15 protein-coding genes are annotated in these 15,547 nt (G+C 29.3%); 13 read left to right on the plus strand and 2 right to left on the minus strand.

Annotated features, from left to right (window positions below; all coding sequences use genetic code 11):
• The first annotated feature begins 113 nt into the window (after positions 1-113).
• The 8 genes from H8S20_RS11600 to H8S20_RS11635 all read left to right on the plus strand — a co-directional run bounded on the left by H8S20_RS11600 (position 114) and on the right by H8S20_RS11635 (position 8,856).
• Positions 114-1,841: a glycoside hydrolase family 13 protein gene (locus H8S20_RS11600; RefSeq protein WP_186860217.1), complete on the plus strand. Its 1,728-nt coding sequence runs from the start codon at positions 114-116 to the stop codon at positions 1,839-1,841.
• Between the two features lie 100 nt (positions 1,842-1,941).
• Complete coding sequence (locus H8S20_RS11605; RefSeq protein ID WP_032119610.1) at positions 1,942-2,448, plus strand: DedA family protein; 507 nt, start codon at positions 1,942-1,944, stop codon at positions 2,446-2,448.
• Positions 2,449-2,786: 338 nt separating this feature from the next.
• Positions 2,787-4,007: an ROK family transcriptional regulator gene (locus tag H8S20_RS11610; RefSeq protein WP_186860218.1), complete on the plus strand. Its 1,221-nt coding sequence runs from the start codon at positions 2,787-2,789 to the stop codon at positions 4,005-4,007.
• 34 nt (positions 4,008-4,041) lie between these two features.
• Positions 4,042-5,565, plus strand: coding sequence for a UDP-glucose--hexose-1-phosphate uridylyltransferase (galT, locus tag H8S20_RS11615; RefSeq protein ID WP_186860219.1), 1,524 nt, complete (start codon positions 4,042-4,044; stop codon positions 5,563-5,565).
• 39 nt (positions 5,566-5,604) lie between these two features.
• The gene (locus H8S20_RS11620) at positions 5,605-6,777 is read left to right on the plus strand and encodes a galactokinase (protein WP_186860220.1); all 1,173 of its coding nucleotides are present in this window, start codon (positions 5,605-5,607) and stop codon (positions 6,775-6,777) included.
• Positions 6,778-6,974: 197 nt separating this feature from the next.
• On the plus strand, positions 6,975-7,862 hold the full coding sequence (locus tag H8S20_RS11625) for a polysaccharide deacetylase family protein (protein ID WP_051986947.1): 888 nt from the start codon (positions 6,975-6,977) through the stop codon (positions 7,860-7,862).
• 175 nt (positions 7,863-8,037) lie between these two features.
• Complete coding sequence (locus tag H8S20_RS11630) at positions 8,038-8,382, plus strand: hypothetical protein (RefSeq protein ID WP_186860221.1); 345 nt, start codon at positions 8,038-8,040, stop codon at positions 8,380-8,382.
• A gap of 18 nt (positions 8,383-8,400) precedes the next feature.
• Positions 8,401-8,856 carry a methylated-DNA--[protein]-cysteine S-methyltransferase gene (locus H8S20_RS11635; RefSeq protein ID WP_186860350.1) on the plus strand — a complete coding sequence of 152 codons (456 nt, stop codon included), beginning with the start codon at positions 8,401-8,403 and terminating at the stop codon, positions 8,854-8,856.
• Between the two features lie 161 nt (positions 8,857-9,017).
• On the opposite strand, the gene H8S20_RS11640 is transcribed toward H8S20_RS11635, so the two are convergent.
• Positions 9,018-9,638, minus strand: a complete 621-nt coding sequence (locus H8S20_RS11640) for a DNA-3-methyladenine glycosylase (RefSeq protein ID WP_186860222.1) — start codon at positions 9,636-9,638, stop codon at positions 9,018-9,020.
• 254 nt (positions 9,639-9,892) lie between these two features.
• Here H8S20_RS11640 and H8S20_RS11645 point away from each other — a divergent pair, with 254 nt between their 5' ends.
• From H8S20_RS11645 to H8S20_RS11665, 5 genes are all read left to right on the plus strand, one after another.
• The gene (locus tag H8S20_RS11645) at positions 9,893-10,750 is read left to right on the plus strand and encodes an SAM hydrolase/SAM-dependent halogenase family protein (RefSeq protein WP_186860223.1); all 858 of its coding nucleotides are present in this window, start codon (positions 9,893-9,895) and stop codon (positions 10,748-10,750) included.
• A 54-nt stretch (positions 10,751-10,804) separates the two neighbouring features.
• Positions 10,805-11,368, plus strand: a complete 564-nt coding sequence (locus tag H8S20_RS11650) for an ECF-type riboflavin transporter substrate-binding protein (protein ID WP_032119597.1) — start codon at positions 10,805-10,807, stop codon at positions 11,366-11,368.
• Positions 11,369-11,520: 152 nt separating this feature from the next.
• The gene (locus H8S20_RS11655) at positions 11,521-13,227 is read left to right on the plus strand and encodes an ABC transporter ATP-binding protein (RefSeq protein WP_186860351.1); all 1,707 of its coding nucleotides are present in this window, start codon (positions 11,521-11,523) and stop codon (positions 13,225-13,227) included.
• Positions 13,224-14,048, plus strand: a complete 825-nt coding sequence (locus tag H8S20_RS11660; RefSeq protein WP_032119595.1) for an energy-coupling factor transporter transmembrane component T family protein — start codon at positions 13,224-13,226, stop codon at positions 14,046-14,048. The genes H8S20_RS11655 and H8S20_RS11660 overlap by 4 nt, the downstream gene beginning before the upstream one ends.
• A 298-nt stretch (positions 14,049-14,346) precedes the next feature.
• A complete protein-coding gene (locus tag H8S20_RS11665) occupies positions 14,347-14,499 on the plus strand; it encodes a zinc-ribbon domain-containing protein (protein ID WP_032119594.1) in 153 nt (50 codons plus the stop codon).
• 39 nt (positions 14,500-14,538) lie between these two features.
• On the opposite strand, the gene H8S20_RS11670 is transcribed toward H8S20_RS11665, so the two are convergent.
• Positions 14,539-15,504: a tocopherol cyclase family protein gene (locus H8S20_RS11670; RefSeq protein WP_032119593.1), complete on the minus strand. Its 966-nt coding sequence runs from the start codon at positions 15,502-15,504 to the stop codon at positions 14,539-14,541.
• Positions 15,505-15,547 lie beyond the last annotated feature (43 nt).

Here is a 15,547-nt window from a genome sequence, read left to right on the forward strand (position 1 = left end):
TACCCTCCCATAAATTGTATTAATTATATATATATTATATTTAAAATATACAATCGTTTGCAACAAGTATTAATATAAGATGTATTAAAAGAAGAAGTTATGAGGTGATTATTATGAATAAACATGCAATCTATCATGTTTTAGATGTACCATATGCATATGGAAAAGATATAGATACATTAGTATTAAGAATAAGAGTTGCTACAGATGATATAGAGGAATGCTCTGTTTTATATAGATGTAGATATGATTGGGAAAGTGAATATAAAAGAAAACCTATGAGAATAGTGGCTCAAACAGAAATATTTACATATTATGAAGTTGAGTTATCCATATATAGAAATAGATATAGATACTATTTTGAGTTAAAGGATAAAGAAAACAATATATGTATATATACTGAAAGGGGGTTATTAGGGGTAGATTATTCCAATATAGATGTAGCTGCCTTTCAATTCCCATATATATCAGATGATGATTTGTATAAAGAAGAAAAATGGCTTCAAGAATCAATAGTATATCAAATTTTCCCAGATAGATTTTTTAATGGAAATCCTGATATTAATCCTGATTATATAAAAGATTGGGGAAAGGGGAAAGTTGGAAGACATTCAATGTATGGAGGGGACATAAGAGGTATTATTCAGAAGTTAGACTATCTGAAGGAACTTGGAATAGATTTAATCTATTTAACTCCTATATTTAAATCAAGTACAAATCATAAATATAATACAGCTGATTATTTTGAAATAGACCCTACCTTTGGAACTTTAGAAGATGCTAAGGAATTAGTTTTAACTTGTCATGAAAAGGGTATTAGGATAGTTTTTGATGCTGTTTTTAATCATTCAGGAAGTGATTTTTTTGCTTTTAAAGATTTATTAGCAAACCAAGAGAATTCTAAGTATGTTGATTGGTATTTTATAGATAGTCTTCCGGTAGATATAAAAAAGTGCAATTATTATACCTTTGCAAATGGGTGTAGTAATATGCCCAAATTAAATACTAGTAATAAAGAGGTTAGAGAATATTTATTAAGTGTTGCTAAGTACTGGGTAAAAGAAATAAATATAGATGGTTGGAGACTTGATGTTTGTGATGAGGTTTCTCATGAGTTTTGGAGAGAGTTTAGGAAAGAAGTAAAAAGTGTTAAAAGTGATGCCATAATAGTTGGGGAAATAATGCATGAGGCAAATTCCTTCTTGAAAGGGGATCAACTAGATTCAATAATGAATTATCCTTTTAAGAATGCTACTATAGATTTCTTTGGAAAGCATAATATTTCAGCATTAGAGTATTTAGATATATTATCTGCTAATAGGATGCTTTATATGAATAGTATTACAAAGCAGATGTGGAATTTAGTAGGAAGTCATGATACAAAGAGAATTATAAATGAGTGTAATAATAATATAGGGAGAATGAAACTGGCGATAACAATGCAGTTTACTTATGTAGGAGTACCATATATTTATTATGGAGATGAAGTTGGGATAACCGGTGAAGATGATCCTGATAATAGAAAATGTATGATTTGGGATGAGAAAAAGCAGAATAAAGAATTGCTTAATTTTTATAAAACATTAATTAACATAAGGAAAAATAATAAATCATTGATTTATGGAGATTTTGATATAGTTTATTGTAAAGATGAAGTAATTGGATTTACAAGAGAGTATGGTGATGATAGAGTTCTAGTTATTTTAAATAACTCAGAAGAAGAGAGATATATTAAATTTGATATAAAAGGTTATGGACGTGAATTAGTAACAAATAAAAAAGTTAACTTCAAAGATGAGATAAAAGTAGGGCAGATTGGAGTTATGATAATAAAGTTTTAAGAAAAAATTAAGAGTGTTGCTATATACTATTCCGTAAGGAGTATACTATAATGTAAGTATAATAAAAATTATGTTATGAAAGTAAGATGGTGCTAGAAATATGGGTAGTATAAATGAAGCAATGGTTTATTTTGAAACATACGGATTATGGTTTTTGTTTATAATTGTATATTTAGAGTATTTAAACTTACCAGGACTTCCAGCTGGAATAATAATGCCGGCCATAGGAGCTCTAGTTGCACATAGTAAGTATAACTTTTTATTTGTTTTAATTATATCGGTTGCGGCAGGAATATTAGGAAGTATATGTTTGTATTATGTTGGATACTTTGTAGGAAATCCAGTATTACATTGGATATATTCAAAATTTCCTAAAACAAGAAAATCTGTAGATAAGGTTACTATGTACTGTGAAAGGTTTGGAAATAAAGGAATATTTATTTGTAGATTAGTACCTGTAGCGAGAACGCTTGTATCATTGACAGCAGGAACTTTAAGAGATGGAGTAATAAATTTTACTTTATATTCACTACCAGGAATTGCAATATGGAATGCAGCAACTATAATGATTGGGTATTTAGCAAGTAAAGCTATAATTACTTTATAATATTTTAGAATAAGAAAGTGTGATACTTTTTAGAAGTAACACACTTTTTCTGCTTAATTAATCAAAATACTTACTATTATAAAATTTATATTTAAATGATGGAGTAAATGAAATATATATATTTATATATAATAGAAAAACGAGAAGGAGAAGAATGAGTAAAATAGTAAGTATTTTGAGTGGAACAATAATCTAATCATAACTCCAACAAATAAAATATACTGTATATATAAAAGTATATTTACTTTTTATAAAAATATGATAAAATAAAATTAATGGTAACAATTACATATAAGTTTTGTATACTTAATTAATATAATTAATAAAGAAGTGATTAAATGAGTAAAGTAGTTAAAGGTAGTTTCGAATTAATGAAAAAGCTTAATGTTGAAGCTATATTGAAAGTGATAAAAAATAATGGAAGTTTATCTAGAGCTGATATTGCTAAATTAACAGGGCTTACCCCCGCTAGTGTAACAAATATTACAAAAATATTAATTGAAAGTGATTATCTTATAGAAAGAGGTATAGGCGAATCTAGTGGAGGAAGGCCGCCTATAATATTAGAGATTAATATAAAAGCTAGATATATAATAGGTGTAAGTATAGGCGTGGGAAGTATAGATGTGGTATTAACTGATTTAGGCGCTGAGATAGTTGCAAAGAAATCTATATACATAGATGAAAGTAATGTTAGTGAAGAGTATGTATTTGCAAACTTAGTTAATTTAATTAATGAAGTTGTAGAAATATCTGAAATAGATAGAAATAAAATAGTTGGAATAGGTGTGGCTATGCATGGCGTTGTTAATCCAACGCTAGGGATATCTCAATATGCCCCTTATTACAATTGGGAAAATGTAAATGTAAAGTCAGTACTTGAAGAAAAATTTGAATACCCAGTATTTTTAGATAACGATGTAAGGGCAATAGCTTTAGGAGAGAGTTTATTTGGAGCCGCTAAAAGAATAGATAACTTTGTAGCTATAAATATTTCTAATGGAATAGGTGCTGGAATAATAATTGATAATAAGCCTTATTATGGAGTAGATTACAGCGCAGGTGAAATTGGTCATATGGTAGTAGAGCAAGATGGAGCTTTATGCAATTGTGGGAATTATGGTTGCTTAGAATCTGTTGCATCAAATAGAAGTGTTGAAAGAAAGGTAATTAGAAGTATAAAGCAAGGAGCTAAGACTTTATTAACTAATGAAGTTGAAGATATTGAAAAAATAAGTATTAGAGATATATCAATAGCAGCATCAAAAGGTGATGAATTATCAATTACTGTTTTGAAGGAGACGGCTAGGTATATAGGTGTTGGTATTTCAGGTTTAGTTAATATACTTAATCCAAAACTTATAGTTCTAGTAGGAGAGATATTTGAACAAGATAAAATTATGATTAAGACTTTAAGTGAAGTAGTTAAAAAACGAGGATTAAAGATTTCAAGTGAGAATGTAAAAATATTAAAATCAGATTTAGGAGAAAATGCAGCTGTAATTGGTGCAGCTACATTAGTAATACAAGAAGTCTTCAAAGGCAGAGAGTTTATGTAACTAATAAATATAATTTATATAGGAGGCAAAAAAGATGGTCAATATAGGATATGAAATAGAAAGGCTTTTAAAATTTGCATTAAAAAAAGAGATGATTTCAAAGTGGGATGTTATTCCTTCAAGAAATGCGTTGTTAGATTTATTGAAAGTAGAATCTCCTTATGAAGGAGAAATAGAAGAGGTAGTAGAAGAGACGCCAGTTAAAATATTAAAAAACATTTTAGATTATGCAGCAGAGAATAAGTTAATAGAAGAAGATACTGTAACATATAGAGACCTTTTTGATTCAAGAGTTATGGGGTTAGTAATGCCACGTGAAGGAGAAGTAGTAAAAAGGTTTAATAAGATAGCAGATCGTAAAGGGTTAGAAGACGCTACAAATTGGTTTTATGATTTGAGTAAAGCTTCAAATTATATAATGACAGAAAGAATATCAAAGAATTTATATTGGTTAGCAGAAACTGAATATGGTGATTTAGAAATAACAGTTAACCTTTCAAAACCTGAAAAGGATCCTAAAGAAATAGCTAAGGCTAAACTTGTTAAACAATCCTCTTATCCAAAATGTCTTTTGTGTATAGATAATGTCGGATATGCAGGAAGATTAAATCATCCAGGAAGACATAATCATAGAGTTATTCCTTTTGAGTTACAAGGGAATGATTGGTATATGCAATATTCGCCTTATGTTTATTATAATGAGCATTGCATAGTATTTAAAGGTGAACATAGTCCAATGAAATTAGGAAGAGATGCTTTAGAGAGGTTAGTAGAATTTACAGATAAATTCCCACATTATTTTATCGGTTCAAATGCAGATTTACCTATAGTTGGAGGATCAATATTAACTCATGATCATTATCAAGGTGGTAGACATGTCTTTCCGATGGAGAAGGCTAAGATTGAAAAGCGTTATGAAAGTGCTAAGTTCAAAAATGTTGAAATTGGTACAGTAAAATGGCCAATGACTGTTATAAGATTAAAGTCAGAAGATAAGAAAACCTTAATAGATGCTGCTATGGAAATATTTGAAGCGTGGAAGGTATACTCAGATGAAGAAAATAATGTGATGGCATTTACAGGAGATACTCCACACAACACTGTTACTCCAATAGCTAGAAGAAATAATGGAGCTTTTGAGCTTGATATTGTTTTAAGAAATAATAGAACTTCGGAAGAGCATCCAGATGGAATATTCCATCCACATAAGGAATTACACCATATTAAAAAAGAAAATATCGGTTTAATTGAAGTTATGGGACTAGCTGTTCTGCCAGGAAGATTAGAAAAAGAATTAGAAAAGATATCAAGAATTATTTCAGGAGAACTTTCTTATAATAGAGAAAGTGCTTTAGAGGATAATGATTTAAATAAGCATATAGATTGGATTGAAGAAATGCTTAATAAAAATAGTAATATGAAAATTGAAGAAGCGAGAGCTTTAGTTAAAGAAGAGGTTGGTGTAATATTCTCTAAGGTTCTAGAAGATTCAGGAGTGTTTAAGAGAGATGAAAAAGGACAAGCCGCTTTGGAGAAATTTATAAAATCAGTTATATAGGTATAAATAAAAGTTAATTTATAAAAAGGAGAGGTTAAGATGAATAAAAATGAAATGATGGATTTATTTAGAGAAGAATATGGGAGTGTTGATAAGGAGATAATTACATTCCTTTCACCAGGCAGAGTTAATTTGATAGGAGAACATATTGATTATAACGGAGGATTTGTTTTTCCAGCAGCATTAACAGTAGGGATTTATGGAGCTCTAACTTTAAGAGAAGATAATATAGTAAGAATGAGATCAAAAAATGTTAAAGGTGAAGTTGTAATTAATTTAGATAAAGAATTAGTTTACGATAAACAAGATGATTGGGGTAATTATCCAAAGGGAGTTATTAAGGAACTTAAGGATAGAGGTCATAAAATAGGTGGAATGGATATTTTATTCTATAGTAATCTTCCAGATGGAGCTGGACTTTCTTCATCAGCTGCTCTTGAAGTTTTAATGGCTTATATTGTACTTTATTTAGAAAATCCTGAAAAATGTGAAGAGATAGATAGGGTTGAAGTTTCAAGACTTTGTCAAAAAGTTGAAAATCAATTTATTGGAGTTAACTGTGGTATAATGGACCAATTTGCGGTTTGTTTAGGAAAAAAAGATAATGCAATTCTTCTAGACTGTAATTCACTTTATTATGAATATGCTCCATTAAAACTTGGAAATTATAGCTTAGTAATTATGAATACTAATAAAAGAAGAGAACTTGCAGATTCTAAGTATAATGAAAGAAGAGGCGAGTGTGAAAAAGCTTTAGAAATAATTAACTCAAATAAAGAAGAAAAAATACCAAATCTTTGTGCAGCAACAGTTGAAGATATTAATTCATTAATAACAGATGATGCTGTAAAGAGAAGAGCTATGCATGTAGTAACTGAAAATGAAAGAGTTAAACAATCAATGGAATCATTAAAGATGGGAGATATTAAAGGGTTTGGAGAATTAATGACTAAATCGCATATATCTTTAGAAAATGATTATGAAGTTACAGGATTACATTTAGACACACTAGTTCACGAAGCTCTTAAAATAGAAGGATGTATTGGTGCTAGAATGACAGGAGCAGGCTTTGGAGGATGTGCTATAGCTCTAGTAGACGAAGCTAAAGTAGATGAATTTAAAGAAAAAGTATCAACAAACTATGAAAAAGTAACAGGAATAAGACCATTATTCTATACAAGTAAATTAGGAGAAGGAACTCATAGACTTTAATAAATTAAAAATTTAAAATGAATAATAAAAATTAATTATGAAACTGCTTTTGCAGTTTCTTTTTTTGAATTTCTATAATTTTTAATTTAGCATTTGTAATTTTCAATTGTTGACCTATTATTTCTTTGTTATAAAATAATATATTTTATATTGATGGTTATAATAATTTTGAAGTAGTAGTGTTAGGAGGCTTTAAGATGAAAAAAGGGAAAATCGTTTTTATAGTAAGTTATATTATAGCCGTTTGTATAGTTAGTGCATTTATGATATTAGGTGTTAAAGTATATAAAACTGAAGACGAAATAGCTCAAATGCAAGGGGATGAAGTTTCTGTAAGTTTCGATGAAATAGAGGAGGCTAAGAGAAGAGAGTTAAATTATTTATCATTATCAGAAGATCCAAACGCAGATGATGCAAAGATTGTTGAAAATGCTTTAGTTAAGTGGAATTTTCAATCAGCGGATGGGAGGAAAAGTGCATACTTGACTTTTGACGATGGACCATCTACCAAAGTTACATCAGAGGTTCTAGATGTTCTTAAAGAACATGATGTGAAAGCTACATTTTTTGTTTTAGGATCAATGCTTGAGAAAAGTGAAGATTCAAGAATTGCATTGATAAGAATGGTTGAAGAAGGTCATTCTATAGGTAATCATGGATATTGTCATAAGTATGAAGTACTATATCCCAATAGTTATGTTAATGTAAATGCTTTTATGAATGATATGGATAAATCTTTAGAAAGTATGAGAGGGGTTTTAGGAGAAAGCTTTCATACAAGAGTAATAAGATTTCCAGGAGGTCACAATTCTTGGAGAACTGGAGCAATAGATAAGGTGTTAACAGAAAAAGATTATGCTTTCATAGATTGGAATATAGTAAATGGAGATGCTCACTCAGCAGTTTTAAGTAAAGATCAAATGATGAATAATCTAAAAAAATATGTTAAGAAAATGGAAAAAAATAATGATACAATAGTAGTCTTAATGCATGATACAGATAAAAATATAAATGAGGCAGAGTTTTTAAATGAAGCTATAATTTATTTGAAAGATTTAGGCTATGAGTTTAGGACATTGAAATAGGATATAAAAAGGAACAAGAGTTAACTCTTGTTCCTTTTTTATTTAAAAAATATTTAAAAAAATTCTATATATTGATAGAATTTAAGATAATAATTACTGTATATTTAAAAATAGCCATAAAAAGCAAAGTTATTAAACGTATATTTATTAAATGGTATAAATGGATGGTGGGAAAATGAAAAAATATTCAATAATATTAGCTTTATCTTTAGTGTTAACAATAATATTAGTAGGGTGCACTAAGTTAGAAGATGGGAAATTAAATACTCTTAAAAGAGTGGTATATGAAAAGCTAGAAGATGAAGATAAGATAAAATTAGATGGAGATTATTTAAAGGCATCTGTTGAGAGAGTAGTTTTGACTAAAGATAGTGGTATTATTCTTGATGAGAGATATATTGACGAAGAGGTGTATAAAATAGACTTCATTGGGAAAGATACAGGAACGATACCTAATAATAAAGTTATATTTGTAAATGATGGATTTTTAGATATTATAGGTTATGGTTACCTAGATTAGTTGAAGGTAGGAATGGATATGTATTGTAGTTATTATGAATCACCTATAGGGAAAATAAAAATAGAAGCTGATGAAGATAGTATTACTGGAGTTTATTTTTGTGATGAATGTTCGGAGAGTAGCGAAAATAGAGCTATTATTGAGTGTAAAAAACAGCTTAAAGAATACTTTGATAGAAAAAGAAAAGACTTTGATTTAAATATAAAATTTCTAAAAGGAACAGAGTTTCAATTAAGTGTATGGAAAGCACTTTCAGAAATACCTTATGGAGAAAAGGTAAGCTATAAATATATAGCAGAAAAAATTAATAATCCTAAGGCGGTAAGAGCTGTTGGAGGAGCAAATAACAAAAATCCTATAGCTATTATAGTTCCTTGTCATAGAGTTATTGGAGCAAATGGTAAAATGGTAGGCTATGCTGAAGGGATAGATAAGAAAGAGTTTCTTTTAAGGTTAGAAGAAGATAATAAGTGAATAAAAGTGCGAAGCACTTTATTTAATGAAAAATTATAAAATCATAATTCTAAATTAAGGTGGAAACTGCTAAGGCAGTTTCTTTTTTTAATTCCTCTCAAGGAAATTTTCCTTAATTTATAATTTATCATTTATAATTTTCCATTGAAGTGTTTCGTACTTTATTTTTTTGATACATAAGGATTATCTTTAATATAAAATCTCCAAGGGAAATGAACTGCTTCTTCAGCGTAATCTATTCCTATTCTTGTAGTCTCTACTATATTTGAAGGTAAAACTTCGATGTCATGATCTTCAATATAAAGTGAGTTTTCTTTTATAAGCTTTTCTTTATTATTGCTTTTATTTATATTCATAGCTATACATAACTTTGATGGTCCGTTAGTAAGATTTTTTATTTGTGATTTTGTAAGCTCTTCATATGGCTTTTTAAAACGATTAAAAGACATTTCTTCAAAACCTTCTAATGGTTCCAAACCTCTGATAAGCACTCCTTCTGCAACATCTTTTTCACCGCAAATCACATTAAAGCAAAAATACATTCCATATATTGAATAAACATAAACTATTCCTGGCTCTCCGTATAACGTTTCAGTTCTTTCGGTTCTCCTACCACCATAAGCATGTGAGGCTTTATCTACAGCGCCTATATATGCTTCTGTTTCTACGATTATTCCTTTAAGAGATTTTCCATTTACTTGGTTTACAAGAACTTTACCTAATAACTTTTTAGAAAGAGAAAGGGCGTCGATATTATAAAATGATTTATCTAAAATTTTCATAATTTATCTTAAGACGATATTAGTTAGACGTCTTAATAACCTCCTATAAAGTATTGTTTAGTATATTAATAGTATGTATATAAATGTACTTGACTATAACTACTTAATAAAAGTATACTTGAAAGGTATGTCTAAAAACAATAATTCAACAAAATAGAACAAAAAACTACAACAACGAACAAAAAATGTATTGACTAAAGTAATGTTCGTGTAATATACTTGGAGTGTAAATTTAACATGACGGAGGAAAAGACATGAAAAGTGCTTTAGTATTTCAAACGGATTTTGGTTTAGCTGATGGTGCAGTTAGTGCTATGTATGGAGTTGCGCACGGAGTTGATTGCGATTTAAGAATATTTAATTTAACACATGATATTCCACAATATAATATTTGGGAGGCTTCATATAGATTAATTCAAACTGTTACATATTGGGCGTCAGGTACAGTTTTCGTATCAGTTGTTGATCCAGGAGTAGGAACTGATAGAAAGAGTATAGTAGCAAAAACTATTACAGGACAATATATAGTTACTCCAGACAATGGAACATTAACACATGTTAAACGTATGTGTGGAATTGTTGAAGCGAGAGAGATAGATGAAAATATAAATAGATTACCAAACTCAGGAGCATCTTATACATTCCATGGAAGAGATGTATATGCTTATACAGGTGCTAGACTTGCTGCTGGAGTAATAGATTTTGAAGGTGTTGGACCTAAGATAAATGTTGAAGATATAGTTGAATTACCAACTGTAGAACCAGCTAAGGACGGAGAAGCAGTTACAGGTACAATAGATGTTCTAGATGTAAGATTCGGAAGTCTTTGGACAAACATTGGTAGAGAATTATTTATGAATAGCGGTATCAACTATGGTGATAGAGTAGAAGTATCTATTAAAAATGATACAAGAGAAGTTTATAGAAACATAATGGTATTTGCAACTTCTTTTGCAGAAGTACATGTTGGAGAAACTTTAGTTTATGTTAACTCATTAGATTGTTTAGCAGTTGCTATAAATCAAGGTTCATTCTCTAAGGCATATAACATACAAACAGGTACAAATTGGAGAATATCAATAAGAAAGGCTCCAAGAATAATTTACGAATAATATTATTATAATATTTTTAAACTAATAATAAAAAAACAAGGGGAGAAGAAGTAGATGAAAAACAACTTAAGCATAAAAACAATAGTTGCTATAGGTATCGGTTCAGCAGTTTTCATGATATTAGCACGTTTTGCAGCGATTCCAACTCCAATCCCAAATACTACATTTAATACAGCTTATGGATTCTTAGCTTTAATGGCAGTAATATTTGGACCAATAGCTGGGGTATCTATAGGGTTTATTGGACATACTTTAACTGATTTAACTGCATATGGGTCACCATGGTTCAGTTGGATAATTGCTTCTGCAATAGTTGGATTAGTTATTGGATTTTCAGCTAAGAGATTAAAGATTAATGAAGGTGAATTTGGTAAAAAAGAAATGATATTATTTAATATATATCAATTTGTAGCAAATGCAATAGCGTGGTTTGTTGTAGCACCTTCATTAGATATATTAATATATGCTGAGCCTGCAAATAAAGTATATGTACAAGGAGCTGTAGCTGGTTTCTTAAATATGATTACAGTAGCAGTACTAGGAACTATATTACTTTACTCTTATGCAAAGAGCAGAGTTAAAAAAGGAAGCTTAGATAGAGAAGACGACATAGCTTAGTAAATACTTAAATTTTTAATACCGGGGTAATGTTCTCCGGTATTTTTAGATAGCTTATGGAAAAACTTCGCGATATACAGAAGTTAAAAAATATAGTATTATTTTTAAGTATGAACAAAATAGACGAACAGAAGGTAAAGAGGGAGATTTATATGAAAAGACCTGTAATTGAGTTCAAAGATTTTTCGTTTCAATATAGAGCTCAAGCGAAGCCAACACTAAACAATATAAATTTAACTATATATGAAGGTGAAAAAGTACTTATAGTTGGTCCATCTGGATCAGGAAAAAGTACATTATCAAACTGTATAAATGGACTTGTACCTTTCTCATATGAAGGTAAAATAACAGGAAGTCTTAAAATAAACGGGCAAGAAACTAAGGATATGAGTATAGCAAAGCTTTCAAATGTTGTTGGAACAGTACTTCAAGATCCAGATAGCCAATTTATTGGGTTAACAGTAGGGGAAGATATTGCTTTTAAATTAGAAAATGATTGTGTTCCTCAAGATGAGATGAAGGATACAGTTGATATAGTATCAAAGATAGTAGGAATAGATAATCACCTAGAATCTGCTCCTCATAGATTATCAGGGGGACAAAAGCAACGTGTTACACTAGCTGGGGTTATGGTAGATAACGTGGACATACTATTATTTGACGAACCATTAGCAAGCTTAGATCCTGCTACTGGGAAGAATGCTATTGAACTTATAGATCAAATAAAAGAAAAGACAAATAAGACAATACTTATTATAGAGCATCGTTTGGAAGATGTTCTTCACTCAAGTATTGATAGAATAATAGTTGTAGATAGAGGAGTTATAAAAGCTGATATCACTCCAAATGAATTATTATCTTCTAATATATTAGAGGAAACAGGAATAAGAGAACCGTTATATATAACAGCTTTAAAGTATGCAGGATGTAAAATAACTCCTGAAATAGCTCCAGAGCATATAGATACTGTAAAACTTGATTCCTATGAAGAAAAATTAAAATCATGGGTAGAGGATGTAAAAGAAGAAGTTGCAGTTACAAACGATGAAGCTATTTTAGAGCTTCAAGACATAAAGTTTGCATATAACGAAAAGAAAGAAATTTTACATGGATTATCCTTTAAGATTAATAAAGGTGAAATGGTAAGTATCGTTGGTAAAAATGGTGCAGGAAAATCTACTATTTCAAAGCTTATATGTGGGTTCTATAAACCAACAGCAGGAAAGATACTATTTAATGGAAAAGATATTAAAAATGAATCTATAAAAGAACGTGCTGAAAAAATTGGTATAGTAATGCAAAACCCTAATCAAATGATATCTAAAACTATGATTTTTGATGAAGTAGCTTTAGGGCTTAAAGTAAGAGGTGTTAGTGAGTCAGAGATTAAGGAAAGAGTACATGAAACATTAAAGATATGTGGATTATACGAATTCCGTAATTGGCCGATATCAGCTCTTAGCTATGGGCAAAAGAAGCGTGTTACTATAGCATCTATTTTAGTACTTAATCCAGAGGTTATTATTTTAGATGAACCAACAGCAGGGCAAGATTTTAAACATTATACAGAAATAATGGAATTCTTAAAGGAAATAAATAATAAAGGTGTAACTATAGTCATGATAACTCATGATATGCATTTAATGTTAGAGTACACTAATAGAGCTATTGCTTTAGCTGATGGATTAAAGATAGCTGATGATACAGCTGCAAATATTCTTACAGATAGTAAGGTAATAGAAGCTGCTAATCTTAAAGAGACATCAGTTTATGAACTAGCTTTAAAGGCTAACTTAGAAAATCCAAGAAATTTTGTTAAGAGATTTATTGATTATGACAGGAGTGTTAGAGCGAAATGAGTGCTATGTTAGAATACCAAGACTTAAAATCACCTATTCATAAGCTAACAGGAGCAACTAAGCTTATTGCATTAGTATTTTGGGCTTTAGCATCTATGGTTACTTATGATACACGTATATTAGGTGCAATGTTTATATTTAGTATTATTATGTTTAAAGTGTCTAAAGTAAAATTTAAGGATATTTCTTTTGTATTATATTTTATTTTAGTATTTCTACTTATAAATAATATTGCTATATTTTTCTTTTCACCTTATGAGGGAGTTGAGATATATAATTCAAGAACGGATCTTTTCCATCTTGTTGGACCTTATACATTAACAACACAACAATTATTTTATCAGTTTAATGTAACTTTAAAATATTTCTCTATAATACCAATGGCGTTGCTATTTATGGTTACCACTAACCCAAGTGAATTTGCAGCATCATTAAATCGTATAGGAGTTAGTTATAAAATATCTTATTCTGTTGCTATAGCTTTAAGATATATACCGGATATCCAAAGAGATTATCACGATATATCTTTTGCGCAACAAGCTAGAGGAATAGATATGTCTAAAAAGGCTGGATTAACTAGTCGTATAAAAAATTCAGCAGCTATAATTATGCCTCTTATATTCTCAAGTTTAGAGAGGATAGAAAGTATAAGTTCAGCTATGGAACTTAGAGCTTTCGGAAATAATAAAAAGCGTACTTGGTATAGTGGTAGACCTTTTGAAAAGAGGGATTATATAGCTATAGCAGTAGTAATATGCGTATTTATAGCAGCTTTAGTAGCAACCAAGTTAAATGGAGGAAGATTCTTCAACCCATTCTAGAAAAAAGCCTACACATATGAATTAATATGTGTAGGTTTATTTTTATAAATTTATTATTTATAAGATTATTTATTATGGGAAATTCTAAATTTTATGGGAGTAAAAAAATTCTAAAGAGTATAAAAAATATAAAATTTGACTTGATTTATAAGAAGATTATGTTAAAATATAATTAGGTCTTGAAACAAAAGACTAAATTATAAATTTAAATTAAATAAAGGTTCAGATAGATAATATTTTCTCCTAGACTGAGAATTATTAATCCATATGTAATCTTTAATCCTAGGAGGGAATTTTCATGACAGATAAGACTTTAGTATGTGTTGATTGTGGCGCTGAATTCGTATTCACAGTAGGAGAACAAGAATTCTACAAAGAAAAAGGATTCGACAACGAGCCAAAGAGATGTTTAGCTTGTAGAAGAGCTAAGAAAGCACAAAACAACAGATAATTGTTTTTAGAGTTGTAATTTAATATTACAACTCTTTTTTTATTCTAAACTATTTATTAAATTACCACCATATTCTATTCCTGTATTATAGCCTTCACCTGAATAGATTAGCTTATCATTTTTTAAATCTAATAGTTCTATTTGTACAGTACCTGTTAGTGTTTCTTTAACATAAGGAATCATTTTACCATCTTTAGGTCCATGGCAAAGGATAAAATTATCCTTAGTACTTTTAGTTTTTAAAGAAAGTTTGAAATTCTTATTTTTAACTTGTAGGGTAATATCATTATTATTAAGTTTAATATCTAAATGACTTCTATTCATAGTAGTAAATTTGAAAAATATATCATCAACAGTAACACCTATTAAAAATCCTCTAAAGCTTTTTAACGGGAAAGGAATTTCGCCTACTGAACATGTAACAGTAGCTCTTTTATCATTAAAATAGTTACTTTGGATCCAAAGCCAGCTTAAAGGGAAGCTTTTTCCCCAATTCTTTTCTATATAAACCTTACCACCGTGAAAATCTATTAGTTCATCGTTAATAGTCAGTACACCTTGTATATTGCCATCTAAGGCACATACTTGGCTATAACACTCCATGAAGTTTAAGTAATTATAAAATCCCATACTACCTGGATTTAGAGTTGAATCTTTCCAAGGAATTATATTATCAAAATATAATGCTCCTATAATTTTCAACTTTTCATTACGTATATTTAATAATAGTCTTTTTAATGAAAATGAGCTTTGGTCTATATTGATAGAAAAAGGTGAATTTGAATAAGAAAACTTAAAGGTAGGATACCTAAAATAATTAAATGAATTCTTTTCACCTTGTAAAACTTGAATAAAAGAGTGAGAGTCTTTTGAAAGTGATATACCAGGTATAATAGCAAGAGTGTGTTTTCTATCTTTAGTTACCATTTTAAAGTACCAACCTTCAAAAAAGTTATCTTTTTTATTCTCTCCATGATAGAGATTTGGATCTAATATAACGTTCATTTTTTCCTCCAATTAATTATTATTATAAGATTAGTCTTATCAA

Origin of the sequence: Clostridium hominis, from assembly GCF_014287825.1 — a bacterium.
In the GTDB taxonomy this organism is placed as follows: Bacteria; Bacillota; Clostridia; order Clostridiales; family Clostridiaceae; genus Clostridium; species Clostridium hominis.

Bases quoted from the DNA above. Each gene is read 5' to 3' on its own strand.
- H8S20_RS11600 (WP_186860217.1), top strand. From the start codon at position 114: ATGAATAAACATGCAATCTATCATGTTTTAGATGTACCATATGCATAT.
- H8S20_RS11605 (WP_032119610.1), top strand. From the start codon at position 1,942: ATGGGTAGTATAAATGAAGCAATGGTTTATTTTGAAACATACGGATTA.
- H8S20_RS11610 (WP_186860218.1), top strand. From the start codon at position 2,787: ATGAGTAAAGTAGTTAAAGGTAGTTTCGAATTAATGAAAAAGCTTAAT.
- galT (WP_186860219.1), top strand. From the start codon at position 4,042: ATGGTCAATATAGGATATGAAATAGAAAGGCTTTTAAAATTTGCATTA.
- H8S20_RS11620 (WP_186860220.1), top strand. From the start codon at position 5,605: ATGAATAAAAATGAAATGATGGATTTATTTAGAGAAGAATATGGGAGT.
- H8S20_RS11625 (WP_051986947.1), top strand. From the start codon at position 6,975: ATGAAAAAAGGGAAAATCGTTTTTATAGTAAGTTATATTATAGCCGTT.
- H8S20_RS11630 (WP_186860221.1), top strand. From the start codon at position 8,038: ATGAAAAAATATTCAATAATATTAGCTTTATCTTTAGTGTTAACAATA.
- H8S20_RS11635 (WP_186860350.1), top strand. From the start codon at position 8,401: ATGTATTGTAGTTATTATGAATCACCTATAGGGAAAATAAAAATAGAA.
- H8S20_RS11640 (WP_186860222.1), bottom strand. From the start codon at position 9,638: ATGAAAATTTTAGATAAATCATTTTATAATATCGACGCCCTTTCTCTT.
- H8S20_RS11645 (WP_186860223.1), top strand. From the start codon at position 9,893: ATGAAAAGTGCTTTAGTATTTCAAACGGATTTTGGTTTAGCTGATGGT.
- H8S20_RS11650 (WP_032119597.1), top strand. From the start codon at position 10,805: ATGAAAAACAACTTAAGCATAAAAACAATAGTTGCTATAGGTATCGGT.
- H8S20_RS11655 (WP_186860351.1), top strand. From the start codon at position 11,521: ATGAAAAGACCTGTAATTGAGTTCAAAGATTTTTCGTTTCAATATAGA.
- H8S20_RS11660 (WP_032119595.1), top strand. From the start codon at position 13,224: ATGAGTGCTATGTTAGAATACCAAGACTTAAAATCACCTATTCATAAG.
- H8S20_RS11665 (WP_032119594.1), top strand. From the start codon at position 14,347: ATGACAGATAAGACTTTAGTATGTGTTGATTGTGGCGCTGAATTCGTA.
- H8S20_RS11670 (WP_032119593.1), bottom strand. From the start codon at position 15,504: ATGAACGTTATATTAGATCCAAATCTCTATCATGGAGAGAATAAAAAA.